General features: G+C 59.8%; 13 protein-coding genes. 7 read left to right on the top strand and 6 right to left on the bottom strand.

Features of this window, described 5'->3' with window-relative positions; all coding sequences use genetic code 11:
- Positions 1–108 precede the first annotated feature (108 nt).
- Positions 109–987: a LysR family transcriptional regulator gene (locus PQR40_RS20545; protein WP_408232696.1), complete on the top strand. Its 879-nt coding sequence runs from the start codon at positions 109–111 to the stop codon at positions 985–987.
- An 802-nt stretch (positions 988–1,789) separates the two neighbouring features.
- Here PQR40_RS20545 and PQR40_RS20540 read toward each other — a convergent pair.
- The gene (locus tag PQR40_RS20540) at positions 1,790–2,095 is read right to left on the bottom strand and encodes a single-stranded DNA-binding protein (RefSeq protein ID WP_408234148.1); all 306 of its coding nucleotides are present in this window, start codon (positions 2,093–2,095) and stop codon (positions 1,790–1,792) included.
- A 228-nt stretch (positions 2,096–2,323) separates the two neighbouring features.
- Positions 2,324–3,232, bottom strand: a complete 909-nt coding sequence (locus tag PQR40_RS20535) for a LysR family transcriptional regulator (protein WP_408234151.1) — start codon at positions 3,230–3,232, stop codon at positions 2,324–2,326.
- Between the two features lie 154 nt (positions 3,233–3,386).
- On the opposite strand from PQR40_RS20535, the gene PQR40_RS20530 reads away from it, so the two are divergent.
- The 3 genes from PQR40_RS20530 (at position 3,387) to PQR40_RS20520 (ending at position 5,753) form a co-directional block, all read left to right on the top strand.
- Entirely contained in the window at positions 3,387–4,130 is a 744-nt protein-coding gene (locus tag PQR40_RS20530; RefSeq protein WP_408234153.1) for an SDR family oxidoreductase, read from the top strand.
- Positions 4,131–4,210: 80 nt separating this feature from the next.
- The gene (locus PQR40_RS20525; protein WP_408509762.1) at positions 4,211–5,107 is read left to right on the top strand and encodes an SDR family NAD(P)-dependent oxidoreductase; all 897 of its coding nucleotides are present in this window, start codon (positions 4,211–4,213) and stop codon (positions 5,105–5,107) included.
- Between the two features lie 202 nt (positions 5,108–5,309).
- Positions 5,310–5,753, top strand: coding sequence for a cyclic nucleotide-binding domain-containing protein (locus PQR40_RS20520; protein WP_408509761.1), 444 nt, complete (start codon positions 5,310–5,312; stop codon positions 5,751–5,753).
- A 51-nt stretch (positions 5,754–5,804) separates the two neighbouring features.
- Here PQR40_RS20520 and PQR40_RS20515 read toward each other — a convergent pair whose 3' ends face one another.
- Together PQR40_RS20515 and PQR40_RS20510 are read right to left on the bottom strand one after the other, a co-directional pair.
- The gene (locus PQR40_RS20515) at positions 5,805–6,830 is read right to left on the bottom strand and encodes an aldo/keto reductase (RefSeq protein ID WP_408234162.1); all 1,026 of its coding nucleotides are present in this window, start codon (positions 6,828–6,830) and stop codon (positions 5,805–5,807) included.
- Between the two features lie 184 nt (positions 6,831–7,014).
- Complete coding sequence (locus PQR40_RS20510) at positions 7,015–8,742, bottom strand: tetratricopeptide repeat protein (RefSeq protein ID WP_408509760.1); 1,728 nt, start codon at positions 8,740–8,742, stop codon at positions 7,015–7,017.
- 14 nt (positions 8,743–8,756) lie between these two features.
- Between PQR40_RS20510 and PQR40_RS20505 the strand changes: the two genes are divergently transcribed.
- Positions 8,757–8,951 (top strand): hypothetical protein, encoded by a 195-nt coding sequence (locus tag PQR40_RS20505; RefSeq protein ID WP_408509759.1) that lies wholly within the window; start codon positions 8,757–8,759, stop codon positions 8,949–8,951.
- Between the two features lie 61 nt (positions 8,952–9,012).
- Here the strand turns inward: PQR40_RS20505 and PQR40_RS20500 are convergent, their stop codons facing one another.
- A complete protein-coding gene (locus PQR40_RS20500; RefSeq protein ID WP_408509758.1) occupies positions 9,013–9,564 on the bottom strand; it encodes a DUF4142 domain-containing protein in 552 nt (183 codons plus the stop codon).
- A gap of 401 nt (positions 9,565–9,965) precedes the next feature.
- Here PQR40_RS20500 and PQR40_RS20495 point away from each other — a divergent pair, with 401 nt between their 5' ends.
- Positions 9,966–10,946: a chemotaxis protein gene (locus PQR40_RS20495; RefSeq protein WP_408509757.1), complete on the top strand. Its 981-nt coding sequence runs from the start codon at positions 9,966–9,968 to the stop codon at positions 10,944–10,946.
- A gap of 1,220 nt (positions 10,947–12,166) precedes the next feature.
- Positions 12,167–12,946: a hypothetical protein gene (locus PQR40_RS20490; RefSeq protein WP_408509756.1), complete on the top strand. Its 780-nt coding sequence runs from the start codon at positions 12,167–12,169 to the stop codon at positions 12,944–12,946.
- A gap of 21 nt (positions 12,947–12,967) precedes the next feature.
- On the opposite strand, the gene PQR40_RS20485 is transcribed toward PQR40_RS20490, so the two are convergent.
- Positions 12,968–14,065, bottom strand: coding sequence for an asparaginase (locus PQR40_RS20485; RefSeq protein ID WP_408509755.1), 1,098 nt, complete (start codon positions 14,063–14,065; stop codon positions 12,968–12,970).
- Positions 14,066–14,155: the final 90 nt, after the last annotated feature.

The following is a 14,155-nucleotide window of genomic DNA, read 5'->3' as shown; positions in this document are numbered from 1 at the left end:
CGTGTCTCCTTTGTGGAAGGAGCATAGAAGCGACTTCGATAATCGTCTAATACAACTTATATCCGGTACGATAGATGTAGCTTATCGATAAAAGAACCGGAGACTGCCGTGGACCTGAAGCAATTACGCTATTTCGTGGCGGTCGCCGAGGAATTGCATTTCGGCCGCGCGGCCAAGCGGCTGTTCATTTCGCAGCCGGCGCTCAGTTTCGACATCCGCAAGTTCGAGGACCAGTTGGGGGTGCAACTGCTCGCGCGCACCAATAAGACAGTCGCACTGACGAACGCGGGGCAGGTGCTGCTTGGCGAAGCGCGCCGCTTGCTGCTGCAGGCCGGCGAGGCCGAACGCATCACGGTTCGATCGGCGCACGGGCTGGCTGGCCGCTTGCGGATCGGCTTTGTGAATTCGATGTTGTATCGCGGCATGCCGCAGGCGGTGAACCGTTTTGAGGCCGACTATCCGGGGGTGGAAATCGTCTTGAAGGAAATGAACACCAGCGAGCAGGTACATGCGATCCAGCGGATGCAGATTGACATGGGCTGCGCGCATTGGGGCAATTTTCCGTCGGATGTGATTTCTACGCCGATTTTTTCGGAGCCGTTTTTGTGTTGTCTGCCTCTCGATCACCCGCTGGCGAAAAAGCGTCGCGTCGATTTGCGCGCGTTAGCGCAGGAACCGTTCATTCTGTTTCCGCGCACGGTGTCGCCGCATTACCACGATCTGATCATTGCGCAGTGTGTGGGGGCCGGTTTTAGTCCTTTGATCCGGCATGAGGCGAGGTTGTGGCAGACCGTCGTCACGATGGTCGGATTTGGGATGGGGGTGGCGTTGGTGCCGTTTACCTTGCGGCAGGTGCAGGATCCACGGGTTTGCTTTTTGCCCTTGCAGGGCGAGACGCTTTTATCGCAAGTTCTGCTTCTGCGGCGGGCTGGCGATGCGGAGCCTGTCGCGGATCGGTTTGTTGAATATCTTGAGCGTGGGAAGTGAGGGGTTTTTTGCCTGCGCGGCGCTTTGTTTGTTGGTTTGCCTATGGCGTTGGGCTTTTCTTGATCTGGGTTTTTGGCTTTTGGCCTTTCCTTGAATTGTTATTGGTTTATTAGCGTCGCCCCTGTGCGGGGCAGGCACTTACTTCTCTTTGCCGCCGCAAAGAGAAGTAAGCAAGAGAAAGCGGCTCACACCGCTAATTCTTAAGCGGGTCCCCCGCGCAGCCACGGTAGTGGTGCATCTGGAATCTGTGTTTCCGCACACTCGGCGTCAGTGACAAGGCAGTCATGCTTCCCGCCTCGCACTTCGTGCTCGCCGGAGGGGGCCATCAGAAACCTGGGGCTTCGTTTGGACGCGGTGGAGGCCATTGGCTTTGCCTCGGCGACGACGGAGTTGCATAAGAAACCAAGGGTGTTCGTTTGCGGGGCGGAAGCCACCGATTCCGCCTCGGCGGTACGCACGCACGAAAACGTAGTGGTCGGTTTAGTGAAGTGCCCTTCGGCGCGCGCAGCGCCGCCGGAGGTATGACGGCCTTGTCACCGACGCTGAATGTGCGAGAACACAGATTCCAGATGCACCACTACCTCCTCCAAGCTGGGGGACCCGCTTAAGAATTAGCGGTGTGAGCCGCTTTCTCTTGCTTACTTCTCTTTGCGGCGGCAAAGAGAAGTAAGTGCCTGCCCCGCACAGGGGCGACGCTAATAAACCAATAACAATTCAAGGAAAGGCCAAAAAGCCAGTTCAAGGAAAGGCCAACCCCGCAGGCACACAACCAAAAAGCGCCGCACAGGCAAAACAAAACCGCTTACCCTTCCCCCCGATACCCCACCAGCACCTTATGCGCAACCATATCCACAGCAGGCTTAATCAACCCATTCTTGTCAGTCCAAACCTTGGGCGTCAACGCCCCACTAAGCGCAACGCTATCCGCATCACTCAGCGCAAGCAACGCAGTCTGCACGTCATCATCAAATGCAATTACGTTGACGAAAATCGTATCGCCATCATTGGTGGCCGCCCGGACCTTGCAGGTCACAAAGCGCTTACCATTCTGCCCCGTGCGGATCTGCGCCTCGCCGTACAAGCGCCCGCCCACCAGTCCATCGATCATCGTCCTGCTCCTGTTATTCCGTACCGTGCAAAAGGCAATATCGCTCAGCACGGCACATATGATCCCACGATACGCAGCGCGGCTTGCACGAAAGCACGAACCGCTCGCGTGCTATGTGTCAATCGCCCTATCCCTACCGCACACCGGACGCTTCGTTAACCGCAGTTGCCGCACTGGTTCAAGCCACCCTTGCAACACACGTCACATGCCTGCGCTGAACTCTCACGTTCACCGCGAACCGGTCTGAGCCCCAGCCACCTCGAAAATATCGCGCAGCCATTGCGCAAACACTCGCACACGCGAGGACAACTGCCGATTCTGCGGATAGAGCACCGAAACCGGCATGGGTGGCGGCGGAAAATCCGCGAGGATGATCTTCAGCCGCCCCGACGCCAGTTCTGCCGCCACGCGGTATTGCGGCACTTGCACGATGCCGAGCCCGGCCACCGCTGAGCCCGTGTAGAGATCGGCACCGGTCACCGATACCGCCGACGGCAGGTACGTGGCCGTATCGCGGCCGTCGACTCTGAACTCGAGCGGCACCGCCTTGCCGGTCGCACTGGACAGATAATTCACCGCCCGATGCGTGGACAAAGCCGTCGGATCGGCCGGCTCGCCATACGTCTCCAGATAGGCCGGACTCGCCACCGTCACTTGCGGCAACTGCGCAACGCGCCGCCCAACCATCGACGAATCCTGCAGATTGCCCGCCCGCAACACGCAATCGATCCCCTCCCGCACCAGATCGACCAGCCGGTCGTCCTCGCCGATCGTCAGTTCGATGTCGGGAAACCGCGCGAGAAAAGCAGGTAGCGCCGGCACGACGAAGTGCCGGGCCAGGGTGCCCTGCAGATTCACACGCAACAGGCCCTTTGGCGCGATATTGGAAAACGAACCCTCCGCCTCCTCCATATCGGCGATCAGCCGCACGCAGCGGCGGTAATACGCCTCGCCGTCGTGCGTGAGGCGTACCGAGCGCGTGGTGCGCTCGAGAAGCCGCGCGCCGAGCCGCTGCTCCATACGCTTCATCAGGTTGGTGACGGTGGCGCGCGGAATCTGCAGGTCGTCCGAAGCGCGCGTGAAGCTTTGCCGCTCGGCGATCCGCACAAACACCCGCATTTCCTCGAAACGATCCATGGTTGATGCCTGTGTGCCGGGCCGGCGAGCCGGCGGCCTGTCAGTCAATTGTTAAAGTAAATGAAATTATGATGGCAATTTTAACCTGATTATCTCAGAGACGAAAGCGGCCAAGATTCATCTCACCAACCCACCACACAGAAGGAAACGAATCATGAACACAATCAAAACCGCCCAAGTCGCCATCGTCACCGGCGCATCCCGCGGCATCGGCGCGGCGGTTGCCCAACGCCTCGCCAAGGACGGCTTCGCGGTCGCCGTCAACTACGCGTCGAGCTCGACGGAGGCCGATGCGCTCGTCGCGGAACTCACGGCGGCGGGCGCCAGGGCCATCGCAGTGAAGGCCGACGTGTCGAAGGCCGGCGACGTACGTCGCATGTTCGAGACCACCGAACAGCAACTCGGCAAAGTGGACGTACTGGTCAACAACGCCGGCGTGCTCAAGACCGTGCCGCTCGCCGACACCAGCGACGCGCTATACGACCAGACCTTCGATATCAACGTGCGCGGCACCTTCAACACCCTGCGCGAAGCGGCCACACGAATGAACGACGGCGGACGCATCGTCAACTTCTCGAGCACCACGCTCGCGCTGAACATGCCGGGCTACGCAATCTACAACGGCACCAAGGCCGCCGTTGAAGCCTTCACGCATGTGTTCGCCAAGGAATTGCGCGGCCGCAACATCACCGTCAACGCCGTGGCGCCAGGCCCGATCGCGACGTCGCTGTTCCTCGACGGCAAGACCGAAGAACAGATCCAGACCTTCGCGAAGATGCCACCGCTGCAACGCCTCGGCCAGCCGGACGACATCGCCTCGGTGGTGTCCTTCCTCGCCGGCCCGGATGCAGGCTGGGTCAATGGCCAGATCCTGCGCGCCAACGGCGGTGTCGCTTAACCCCGCTTGAAAACGCTCAAAGAGTCTTTCTCATAGCACTTTCAAACGTCGTATCACTTTCATCGAATCGGAGAAGAAAAATGCAGAAGAACGTCATTTTGGTGACGGGCGCGGGTACAGGCATCGGCAAGCTCACCGCGCAATCGCTGGCCGAAGCCGGCCATATCGTCTACGCGACGATGCGCGATGTCGAAGGACGCAACAAGCCGCGTGCCGACGAAATGCGAGCGCTCGCCAAGGCGAAGGACATCCAGTTGCATCCGCTCGAACTCGACGTGTTGTCGCAAGCATCCGCCGATGCCGCCGCCGCGACGATCATCCGCGAGCAAGGACGGCTCGACGTGGTGATGCAGAACGCGGGACATCTGGTAGTCGGTCCGAGCGAAGCGTTCACGCCTGAAGAAATGGTGAAAGTGTTCGACACCAACCTGTTCGGCGCGCAGCGTGTGAACCGTGCGGTGCTGCCGTATCTGCGCCAGCAGGAAGCGGGCTTGATGCTGTGGATCAGCAGCACGACGACCAAGGGCGGCTTTCCTCCCTTCCTCGGTCCGTATGGTGCTGCAAAGGCCGCGATGGATTCCCTGGCCGTCACCCTCGCCTACGAAATCGCGCTCTTCGGTATCGAAACTTCGATCGTGGTGCCGGGCGCGGTCACTCGCGGCACCGCACACTTTCCGAGCGCCGGCAAACCAGCCGATGCCGAACGCGCCGCTGCGTATGCACGCTATGACGGCCTGATGAATCAGATCGGCGAGCGCCTGTCCGAACTCACACCGGACGACGCCGATCCGCAAGCCGTGGCCGATGAAATCGTGCGGATCGTCGCACTGCCTTCGGGCGAGCGGCCGATGCGCTCGGTGATCGATTTCGTCGGTGACGGCGCGCGTGAAGTGCTCGAAGTCTCGGAACGCGTGCGCATCGAGTTCGCCAGGCGGATCGGCATGGGCGATCTACTCGAGGCAAAAATCAAGCGTTAATCAGGCATGACAGTGAGGGACGTCAGGTGTGACTGATGAACCTTGGCGTCCCGTAGTTTCTTTATCGCTTTGAACACACACGTTGATGAAATTCTCAATCCTGATCGCCTGCGCGTTGCTGCTGTCCTTTCTGATCACTTCGTGCGATGGACGACAACAAGCGCGGTCGCCGGACGCATCCGTCGCCGCGTGGAGTACAGCCATGAAACCCTCAGTGACTTACCTTCATTTGTTGAAACACACGCCGTTCTTCACGAGCCTGACAACCGAACAATTGCGTTGGGTGATCGGCCATTCGCATGAGTGGGAAGCGCAACCCGGCACCGTCATCGCGCAATGCGACGGCAGCGCGCACAGCGCCGCGAGCGATCAAGGCATGTGGATTCTTTTAGACGGAGGCTGGCAAATCGAATACGCCCAACAGTCGTACCCGGCGGGCCATGCGAGTGCGGGGAAATGGTTTAGCGCGGCTGTGACCGATCGGCCATGCAGCCTTGTCACGACCGAACACAGCTATGTGATGAAGATCGAACGCGCCGACTTTGACGCGATGCTCGAACACGGTTTCGCATTCGACTCCCATCTTGATGCGGGACGCCGCTATTACAGCGAACTGTTCGCCGCTCCGGTCGAACTCGTCAAATAGCAGTGAAGCCGGAGCGGGTTGTTACTCTGTGCAAACACCCAGGAAGCGCACTTAAACGGCCTTCGGATTACGCTCCGCAAATCCTTCCTGATGCCAGTACGGATACGCGGGACGTACGGCGCTGGCAGCGTCGAGTTTCGCTACCTGTTCGGGCGTCAGATTCCAACCTACCGCGCCAAGGTTCTGCCGCAGTTGCTCCTCGTTGCGCGCGCCGATCAACACGGTCGACACCGTAGGCCGCTGTAGCAGCCAGTTCAGTGCGATTTGCGGCACGGTCTTGCCGGTTTCGGCAGCCACCTCGTCGATTGCGTCGAGCACGCGGAACAGATATTCGTCCGGCACCGGCGGCCCCATGTCGGAGGTTTTATGCAGACGGCTCGTTTCCGGCAACGGCTGACCGCGCTTGATCTTGCCGGTGAGACGCCCCCAGCCGAGCGGACTCCACACCACCGCGCCCACGCCTTGATCGACGCCGAGCGGCATCAACTCCCACTCGTAATCGCGGCCGATCAGCGAATAGTAAGTCTGATTCGCGACATAGCGCGGATAGCCGTAACGGTCAGCGGTGTCCTGAGATTTCATCAAATGCCAGCCGGAGAAATTCGACACGCCCGTGTAGCGGATCTTGCCCGCGCGCACGAGATCGTCGAGCGTCGACATGACTTCGGCGACCGGCGTCTTCGCGTCGAAACCGTGCAACTGGAACAGATCGATGTAATCGGTTTGCAGACGTTTGAGCGCCGCGTCCACCGCCTGAATCAGATGAAAGCGCGACGAGCCGACATTGTTCGGACCGTCGTCGAAACGGAAAGTCGCCTTGGTCGAGATGATCGCTTTGTCGCGCTTGCCCTTGAGCGCTTCACCGAGCACCGACTCGGAAGCGCCGCTCGAATAGATGTCCGCGCTGTCGAACATCGTGACGCCCGCATCGAAGCAGATGTCGATCAGGCGACGCGCTTCGGCCACGTCGGTGGCGCCCCACGCCTGAAAAAATTCGCCCTTGCCGCCGAATGTGCCCGTGCCGAAACTCAGTACCGGCACCTTGAAACCAGATGCACCCAGATGTCTGTATTCCATTGATAATTCTCCATGGCCTAGCCGTCGATAAACGGACATTCAGTCTACGCGCGTCCGGGCAAACGTGCCGGCGGGCGCGCATTGTGGTGACGATTGTCGCGCTGATCAAAGCACGCCCCCATGGCAACGAAGTGAAGCATGCAGTCCAGCGCTATCCGGCTAATGCACAGTCAAGGCTTTATCTTCAGCGCACCGCCGATTTTCCCTCGGCGCTCAAGGCGGCCAGCGCGTCATGCGCACTTCGAATCACGCTGTCCCAATCGCCCAGTGCCGGCTGCCGGAACAACCTCGCTTGTGCATACCAGGGCGTATCGGTACGTTCCAGCATCCAGCGCCAGCACGTGTCGAAGCGGTTGAGAATCCATACCGGTTTGTTCAGCGCGCCGGCCAGATGCGCGGTGGACGTATCCACCGATATCACCAGATCGAGGTTGGCTACCAGTGCGGCCGTATCGGCGAAGTCGTCGAGTTCTTCCGTGTAGTCAATGACGTTGGGGTGCGAATCGTTGCACGGTGACTGAAGCGCAGCCGGTCCCTTCTGCAGACTGAAGAACTGCACGTTCGGCACATCGAGAATCGGTGCGAGCCGCTCGAATGTAATCGAACGGCGCGCGTCGTTCTTGCGGAGCTCGGCGACATGCGGCCGATTTCCACCCGCCCAGACGAGTCCGACTTTCAGACGCCCTTCCGCTTGCGCAGCGATGCGCTCGTGCCACTCATGCGTGGCTTGCGGGTCCGCGAACAGATAAGGCGTCTTTGAGGGAATATTCGCGAGATCGGTGTTGAACGCGAGCGGCAGACTCAGCAATGGGCAGTGACAATCGAACGGCGGCAGGGCCTGACCCGCTTCGATCAATTGATCCACACCGTCGAGCGTGGACATGAGCCGCATCAACTCGTGCGGTACTTCAAGCACCACTTTTGCGCCGAGCGCCGAGACCATGGCCGCATAGCGGCAAAACTGCAGCGTGTCGCCGAGGCCTTGCTCTGCGTGCAGCAGAATCGTTTTGCCGTCGACTGAAGAATCGCCCAGCCAAAGCGGTTGCGCAAAGATGCGCCTGCCTGCTTTGATCCGGCTGCGTTCCCAGCGCCATTCGTATTCCTTCCACCCCGCTCCCAGCTGCCCCAGTTGAAGCAGACACAAAGACTGGTTCCAATGTGTCTCAGCGGCGGCGGGGTTCACGGCCAGCGCGCGCGCATAGCTCTGCAAGGCTTGCGCGTGCTCATCGAGATCGATCTGGGTCAGGCCAAGGTTGTTCCAGGCATCGGCAAACGCGGGCGCGAGTTCTAGCGCGCGCTGATAGCTTTGCCGCGCTTCGTTCGGTTGGTTCAGATCGCTGAGCGCATTGCCGCGATTGCTCCATGCGTCGGGATAGTTCGGCTGCAATGCGAGTGTGTGATCGCAGCTTGCGAGAGCATCGGCGGGACGGCCCAGATCGCGCAGCACGCAAGCGCGATTGTTCCAGGCTTGCGCGAAATCCGGCATCAATGCTATCGCACGATCAAAGCTGGCGAGCGCTTCGCGCGGCAAATTCAGACCGGCTTGCGCATTGCCGCGATTGTTGAGTGCATCCGGGAATCTGGATTGCAAGGCGAGTGCCCGATCGGCGCTCCCGAGTGCTTCGTCGAAACGTTGCAAGGCATTGAGCGCATAGGCGAGATTCGAATGAAGCGGCGCCTGTTTCGCATTGATGGCGAGCGCCTTTCTGAGGAACTCAATACCCTCTTGCACACGACCCGCCTGCAGCGCGAGCGCACCCAACAATTGCAGCGCCTCGAAATGGCGCGGCTTGAGTTCGAGAATCTCACGGTAGAGTTCTTCGGCCTCGGTCAATGCGCCGTTCTGCTGAAGCGCGACGGCTTGCCGAAGCATATGGTCCAACTGTTGCGGAAGATTGGCAGGCTTGCTCATGCGGTGAGCTTTGATTGAATGCGCGTGAAATCGGAAAACCACTTTCGAGCCGCCTGAATCGCGTTGAAGCCGCGCAGGCCAGGCCCGGAAGAACGAAGCCGATTATCGCCGAAAAGAACGCATTTGACCTGCTGTATGCGGGCTGCCCTGATTGTCCGCGAGCGAAAGGGTTGCCGCTGGTTCTGGAGGCGCTTTTTGAAGCAGCCTGATGGCGCGCGTCACGCCGCAACGTGACGCGCGTCGGGTGCCGGGCAGTGCCCGGCGGACGGCTTACTGGGCAGTCAGATGCTTGCGCTTGGCGAGATCCTGAGCCATCGCGTAATGCTCCTGGATGGTCGGCAGTGACTTCTTCGCGACGTCCTTCAACTGTTCGTCACGACCCGAGGCGATTTCCGCCTGGAATGCCGACAGCGTTCTCTGCTCGCCGGCGAGCGCGACCTGCTCGATGTAGGTCTTGTCGAAATCGACACCACGCAGGTTATTGATGCTCGCGAGCACCGCTGGGTCCGGATCGTTCTTCGGCACGTCGACGCCGCGCGGGCTCGCGGCGCGCAGTGCGTCCGAGATTTTTGCGTTGTCGTTCGACACGCGTTCTGCAAAGGCCTTCACGTCCCGGTCGGTGGAGCGCGAGGTGGCAATGCGTGCTGCATCGCGTTGTGTGGCGACGTCCTTGGTGGCGTCGGCGATGAAAGCCTGGTCGGCGGCATGAATACGAGCGGCATCCGGTGCGGCCGGTGCGGTCTGAGCGCTGGCTGCGGTAGCGACAACCATAAGGCTGGCCATGCAGGCACTGGTGATGGCGGCGAGAGGCAAGCGGATCATATGTTCTCCTTGAGGTGGAAGCGAAACGACAGCGATGCGTGTGCGCCGCGGCCACTGCGTGCGATTGCATTGACACCTTGCAAGTCGCTTGCGACTGGCTAACGGCGCCGCGCTCTTATCGCTGTGCATTCTAGGAGGCGCATTACCCAGCATGTGAAACCATGCTGTCGCTTCTGTAACGTTAGGTAACCTTCATACGAATTACCTCGTTTTGCTGTAAGCCCACTTCTCTCTTCCTGCCCCGAATAGCGGCTGGGTGCTCACCACAAAGCATCAGTAAAACCCCTGAATTCACTGAACTTTTCTGTTGTTGCGCCGATAACAAAAAGTAGGGCGCGCGCCAGGGCCGAGTGAAAGGTATGCATGGCGCACCACCGCGCCGCAATCCCTGGAGAATGTCGATGGCAGTAGATCACCGCGCGAACAACGAACGCAGCAACCTGACGAGTTCCAACAAATTCGAATTGTTGCTATATCGGCTGGGTTCCGTTCCCGGCAGCGACGCGCATGAGCTTTACGGCATCAACGTCTTCAAAGTGCGCGAAATCTCGACGATGCCGCCGGTGACACCGATTGCGGGTTCTTCGCCGTACGTAATGGGCGCTGTGGACATTCGCGGGCAGATCATTCCCGTGATCGATTTGCCGCGCCTGATGGGCTGCGAGCCCACGCGCGGCCTGAACATATTGCTGGTGACGGAATTCGCGCGTTCGACGCAGGCTTTTGCGGTTGAGGAAGTGGACGACATCGTTCGGCTCGAATGGAACCAGGTGCTATCCGCCGAGGGTGCGGCCGGAGGCAATCTGGTGACGAGCATTGCGCGTATCGACGGCAACACGGGTGACTCGCGGCTCGCCCAGGTGATCGACGTGGAGCAGGTGTTGCGCGACGTGTTTCCGTCGCAGCATCCGAGCGTCGACCCGACGTCTGTCGGCGAAGCGCTTGGCATTCGCCGCGGCGCGAAAATTCTTGCCGCTGACGATTCCGGTTTTGCACGCAAGCTGATCGAACAGGCGTTGAGCGCGATCGGTGCGGAATACGTGATGACCAAGACTGGCGAGGAGGCGTGGAATACGTTGCAGCAGGCCGCGCGTGAAGCGCAGGCTACCGGCACGCGGGTGAGGGACAGTATTGCACTGGTATTGACCGATCTCGAGATGCCCGAGATGGATGGGTTCATGTTGACCCGGCAGATCAAGGCTGACGAACGGACCCGGGATATTCCGGTGATTATTCATTCTTCTTTGACTGGCGCTGCGAATGAGGCGCATGTGAAGAATGCTGGGGCGAATGGGTATGTGGCGAAGTTTGCAGCCGCGGAGCTGGCTGATGCTATTCGGAATGTTTTGGCGGAGGGGTCTGTAGTAGAGGGGGTTGTTTGAGGTTAGGTTTTTTTTGCCTGCGGCGCTTTGTTTTGTCTGTTGGCCTATGGTGAGGATTTTGTTTGGGGGTTTTGCCTGTGCGGGGTTTTATGTCTGATTGCCTACGGCGTTGGTCTTTTCATGTTTTGTTTGCCTGCGCGGCGCTTTTTGGCTGTATGCCTACGGTGTTGGCCTTTCCTTGGATTCTTATTGGTCTATTAGCGTCGCCCCTGTGCGGGGCGGGCACTTACTTCTCTTTGCCGCCGCAAAGAGAAGTAAGCAAGAGAAAGCGGCTCACACCGCTAATTTTTAAGCGGGTCCCTCGCACAGCCACGGTAGTGGTGCATCTGGAATCTGTGCTCTCGCACATTCAGCGTGAGTGACAAGGCAGTCATACTTCCGGCGGCGCTGCGCGCGCCGACGCGCACTTCATAAAACCGCCCGGTTATGGTTGGCGTTCGAGTTTCGCTCAACGTCGCGGCTCACCGTTGTATCGCCACTGTGACCATTCCTGCTACTGCTACTGCTACTGCTACTGCTACTGCTACTGCTACTGCTACTGCTACTGCTACTGCTACTGCTACTGCTACTGCTACTGCTACTGCTACTGGGGCTGGGGCTGGCGCTGGCGACTATGGCATGGCTGAGGCTGAGGCTGAGGCTGAGGCTGCGGCTGCGGCTGCGGCTGCGGCTGCGGCTGCGGCTGCGGCTGCCACACACTGACATTTCATTCTCGGTGGAAGTTCGCGCATAAATGTAGAGGCGTCTCGCCGAGGCGAAGCCAACGGCCCCCACCACGCGCAAACGGAGCCTCTGGTTTCCCATGCATACCCGTCCGCGATGCACGCAGTGCGGAGTGGGAGCTGATGAGTGCCTTGTCACTCACGCTGAATGTGCGAGGGCACGGATTCCAGATGCACCACTACCGCAACTGCGCGGGGGACCCGCTTAATAATTAGCGGTGTGAGCTGCTTTCTCTTGCCTACTTCTCTTTGCAGCAGGCAAAGAGAAGTAGGTGCCGCCCCGCACAGGGGCAACGCTAATAATCCAATAACAATTCAAGGACAGGCCAACGCCACAGGCAGACAAGAAAGCGCCGCGCAGGCAACCAAATCAAGAAAATCCACCCCCGCAGACAAACAGACAAAACAAAAGCGCCGCAGGCAAAAAACCCCAATAAAACCTCAATTCTATGTGACCATACCCAAACCAACCCAACCCGCACGGAGTGCAACAAAGAAATGCAACAACCAGACCCACTCCACCCCCTGCGTCCCGTCCTGAAAAACTACGTGTGGGAACACGGCCACATCGGCACTCGCTATCTCAACTGCACCACCGGCGAAATCAGCTTTGATGACGGCAAAAAATCCCGCTTCGCGGCAGAAAAATACCTCTACGTCCCACTCGACAAAGACGCCGCCGACGACCCGCTAGCCATCGGCCCTTCAACCCAGGATGCCGCCCTCGCGCGCTTCCTCCGCGCCGCGCAACTCGGCAAACCCGAAGAAGCCGGTTCCGCCGCAGAAGTCCAACGCGCCGTTCATGATTGCCTCGATCTGGCGATCTTCAGCGCCTATCAGCACGACGCGCTGCAAGCTGTCGACCACTACACACAGGAAGCGATGTTCGACGATGAAATCCGTGCCGCGCTCGTCAACGATATTCGCCAGGTCTACGGGCCAATGCGCGAACAACTCGCGCTCTACGACTTCACCGTGCTGCACGGTCTGCCCACGCCGCTTCTCTTCAGCGATTCGCCATTCATCGACTGGCGCGTGCGCATCAAGCCGGCCATGCCGTTCGTCTCGTTGCCCCTCGGACCCTACGCACTGCTGGTCGGCACACCGTCAGGAAGAACCAGCCGCGCCGCACCCGTCGCGTGGAAAACCGCCGTGTCGATGGGCGCGCTCAAGGATCACAATCGCCTGATGGTCGAACGTGCCCGTCTGTGGATCGTGGCCACCAGCGACGATCAACTGGTAGCCATACAGGATCGCTTCAAGAAAGACGACGCATAACAGGCACCGCGCTGCGTACCTTCACGCCTCGCGGTGTGGATGCGCTTCGAGCGCAAGCGAAAATGCCAGATGGCCGATTTCGATGCCCATGGTGTTGAACATCGGTGACGCACTGAACGCGCCCAGTTGCGCACGTTGCTCAGGGCTGCCGATATCGAGCTGCGCGAGCAGTTCAGCAACGACGGCGTACAGCACGCCGATGTTGCCGTCCTCGACCTTCACCGCAATGCCGAGTGCACCGTCGGCGCCGAGTTGCGCCGTCTGCCGCGAAGCCCTCACGCCGATTGCGTAGCTACCGTCGGCCCCTACCTTGCCGATCAGCGCACCATCGAACGCCCGCATTAACGCGGTGCAGAAACGCCCCTCGCCTGCCACCCATTCCGGATGCGCCGCCATCGCACGATAGATGCGTGCGAGCGCAATGGTTCGTGGTGCAATGGAAGAAGAAGCGGCAGAGGAAGCCGAAATCTCATCCTCTGCCGCAGCGAGCTTTGCGAACAGGCGTGCAAGCCGGTCAAGGGCGAACGCCGGCGTGGGCAGATTGCAACCGTCAATCGACCATTGCACCGCATCGTCCGGCAAGTCGCATACGTCGGCGACGGTATGTTTCACGCGTACCTGCAGTGGATGCCCCGGCAGTTCATAACCCTTAATCGCTGCGCCGATCGAGCGTGCCCCGGCCAGCATGCCGGCGTGCTTGCCCGAGCAATTGCTGCATACCGCGTCTGGCTTGAAATCGCGCTTCAGCCAGTCGACATGCACGGCATCGGACAGCGGTGGATGGCCGCCGCAACGCAGATCGGCCTCGCTAACCTGCGCCTTGGCCAGCATCTGCCGCGCGCGTTCGATGTGGCGCGTCTCGCTGCTGTGCGAGGCGCACATGAGTGCGAGATCAATTTCGTCGAACCCGAAACGCTCAAGCGCGCCGGTCTCGACTACCGCCAAGGCCTGTGCGGGCTTTGCCGCGGAACGTGCCAGCGTGATACGCGAAGGATCGCCGAATGAATACAGCAGGCGGCCATCGGCCTGAACCACCGCGACATGAGCAACATGTGTGTTCTCGATTGCTTCGCCGCGATAGATAGTCGCCGCAATCGGCCCGGTTTCACGCAAGGTCATGTTTGCTCTCCTCCTGATCGCTTCTGTCGTTGCGATCGCTATAAGTCATGGTAACGCGAGCGATTCTACGTTCGTCTTTCGTGCAAACCA

It is taken from the genome of Paraburkholderia sediminicola (assembly GCF_046026855.1).
In the GTDB taxonomy this organism is placed as follows: domain Bacteria; phylum Pseudomonadota; class Gammaproteobacteria; order Burkholderiales; family Burkholderiaceae; genus Paraburkholderia; species Paraburkholderia sediminicola_A.
The sequence above is the reverse complement of the archived record's forward strand: the minus strand, read 5'-3'. Positions and strand labels throughout refer to the sequence as shown.

Excerpts from the sequence above, each read along its gene's own strand:
- PQR40_RS20540 (WP_408234148.1), bottom strand. The coding sequence starts at position 2,095 with ATGATCGATGGACTGGTGGGCGGGCGCTTGTACGGCGAGGCGCAGATC.
- PQR40_RS20535 (WP_408234151.1), bottom strand. The coding sequence starts at position 3,232 with ATGGATCGTTTCGAGGAAATGCGGGTGTTTGTGCGGATCGCCGAGCGG.
- PQR40_RS20530 (WP_408234153.1), top strand. The coding sequence starts at position 3,387 with ATGAACACAATCAAAACCGCCCAAGTCGCCATCGTCACCGGCGCATCC.
- PQR40_RS20525 (WP_408509762.1), top strand. The coding sequence starts at position 4,211 with ATGCAGAAGAACGTCATTTTGGTGACGGGCGCGGGTACAGGCATCGGC.
- PQR40_RS20520 (WP_408509761.1), top strand. The coding sequence starts at position 5,310 with ATGAAACCCTCAGTGACTTACCTTCATTTGTTGAAACACACGCCGTTC.
- PQR40_RS20515 (WP_408234162.1), bottom strand. The coding sequence starts at position 6,830 with ATGGAATACAGACATCTGGGTGCATCTGGTTTCAAGGTGCCGGTACTG.
- PQR40_RS20510 (WP_408509760.1), bottom strand. The coding sequence starts at position 8,742 with ATGAGCAAGCCTGCCAATCTTCCGCAACAGTTGGACCATATGCTTCGG.
- PQR40_RS20500 (WP_408509758.1), bottom strand. The coding sequence starts at position 9,564 with ATGATCCGCTTGCCTCTCGCCGCCATCACCAGTGCCTGCATGGCCAGC.
- PQR40_RS20495 (WP_408509757.1), top strand. The coding sequence starts at position 9,966 with ATGGCAGTAGATCACCGCGCGAACAACGAACGCAGCAACCTGACGAGT.
- PQR40_RS20490 (WP_408509756.1), top strand. The coding sequence starts at position 12,167 with ATGCAACAACCAGACCCACTCCACCCCCTGCGTCCCGTCCTGAAAAAC.
- PQR40_RS20485 (WP_408509755.1), bottom strand. The coding sequence starts at position 14,065 with ATGACCTTGCGTGAAACCGGGCCGATTGCGGCGACTATCTATCGCGGC.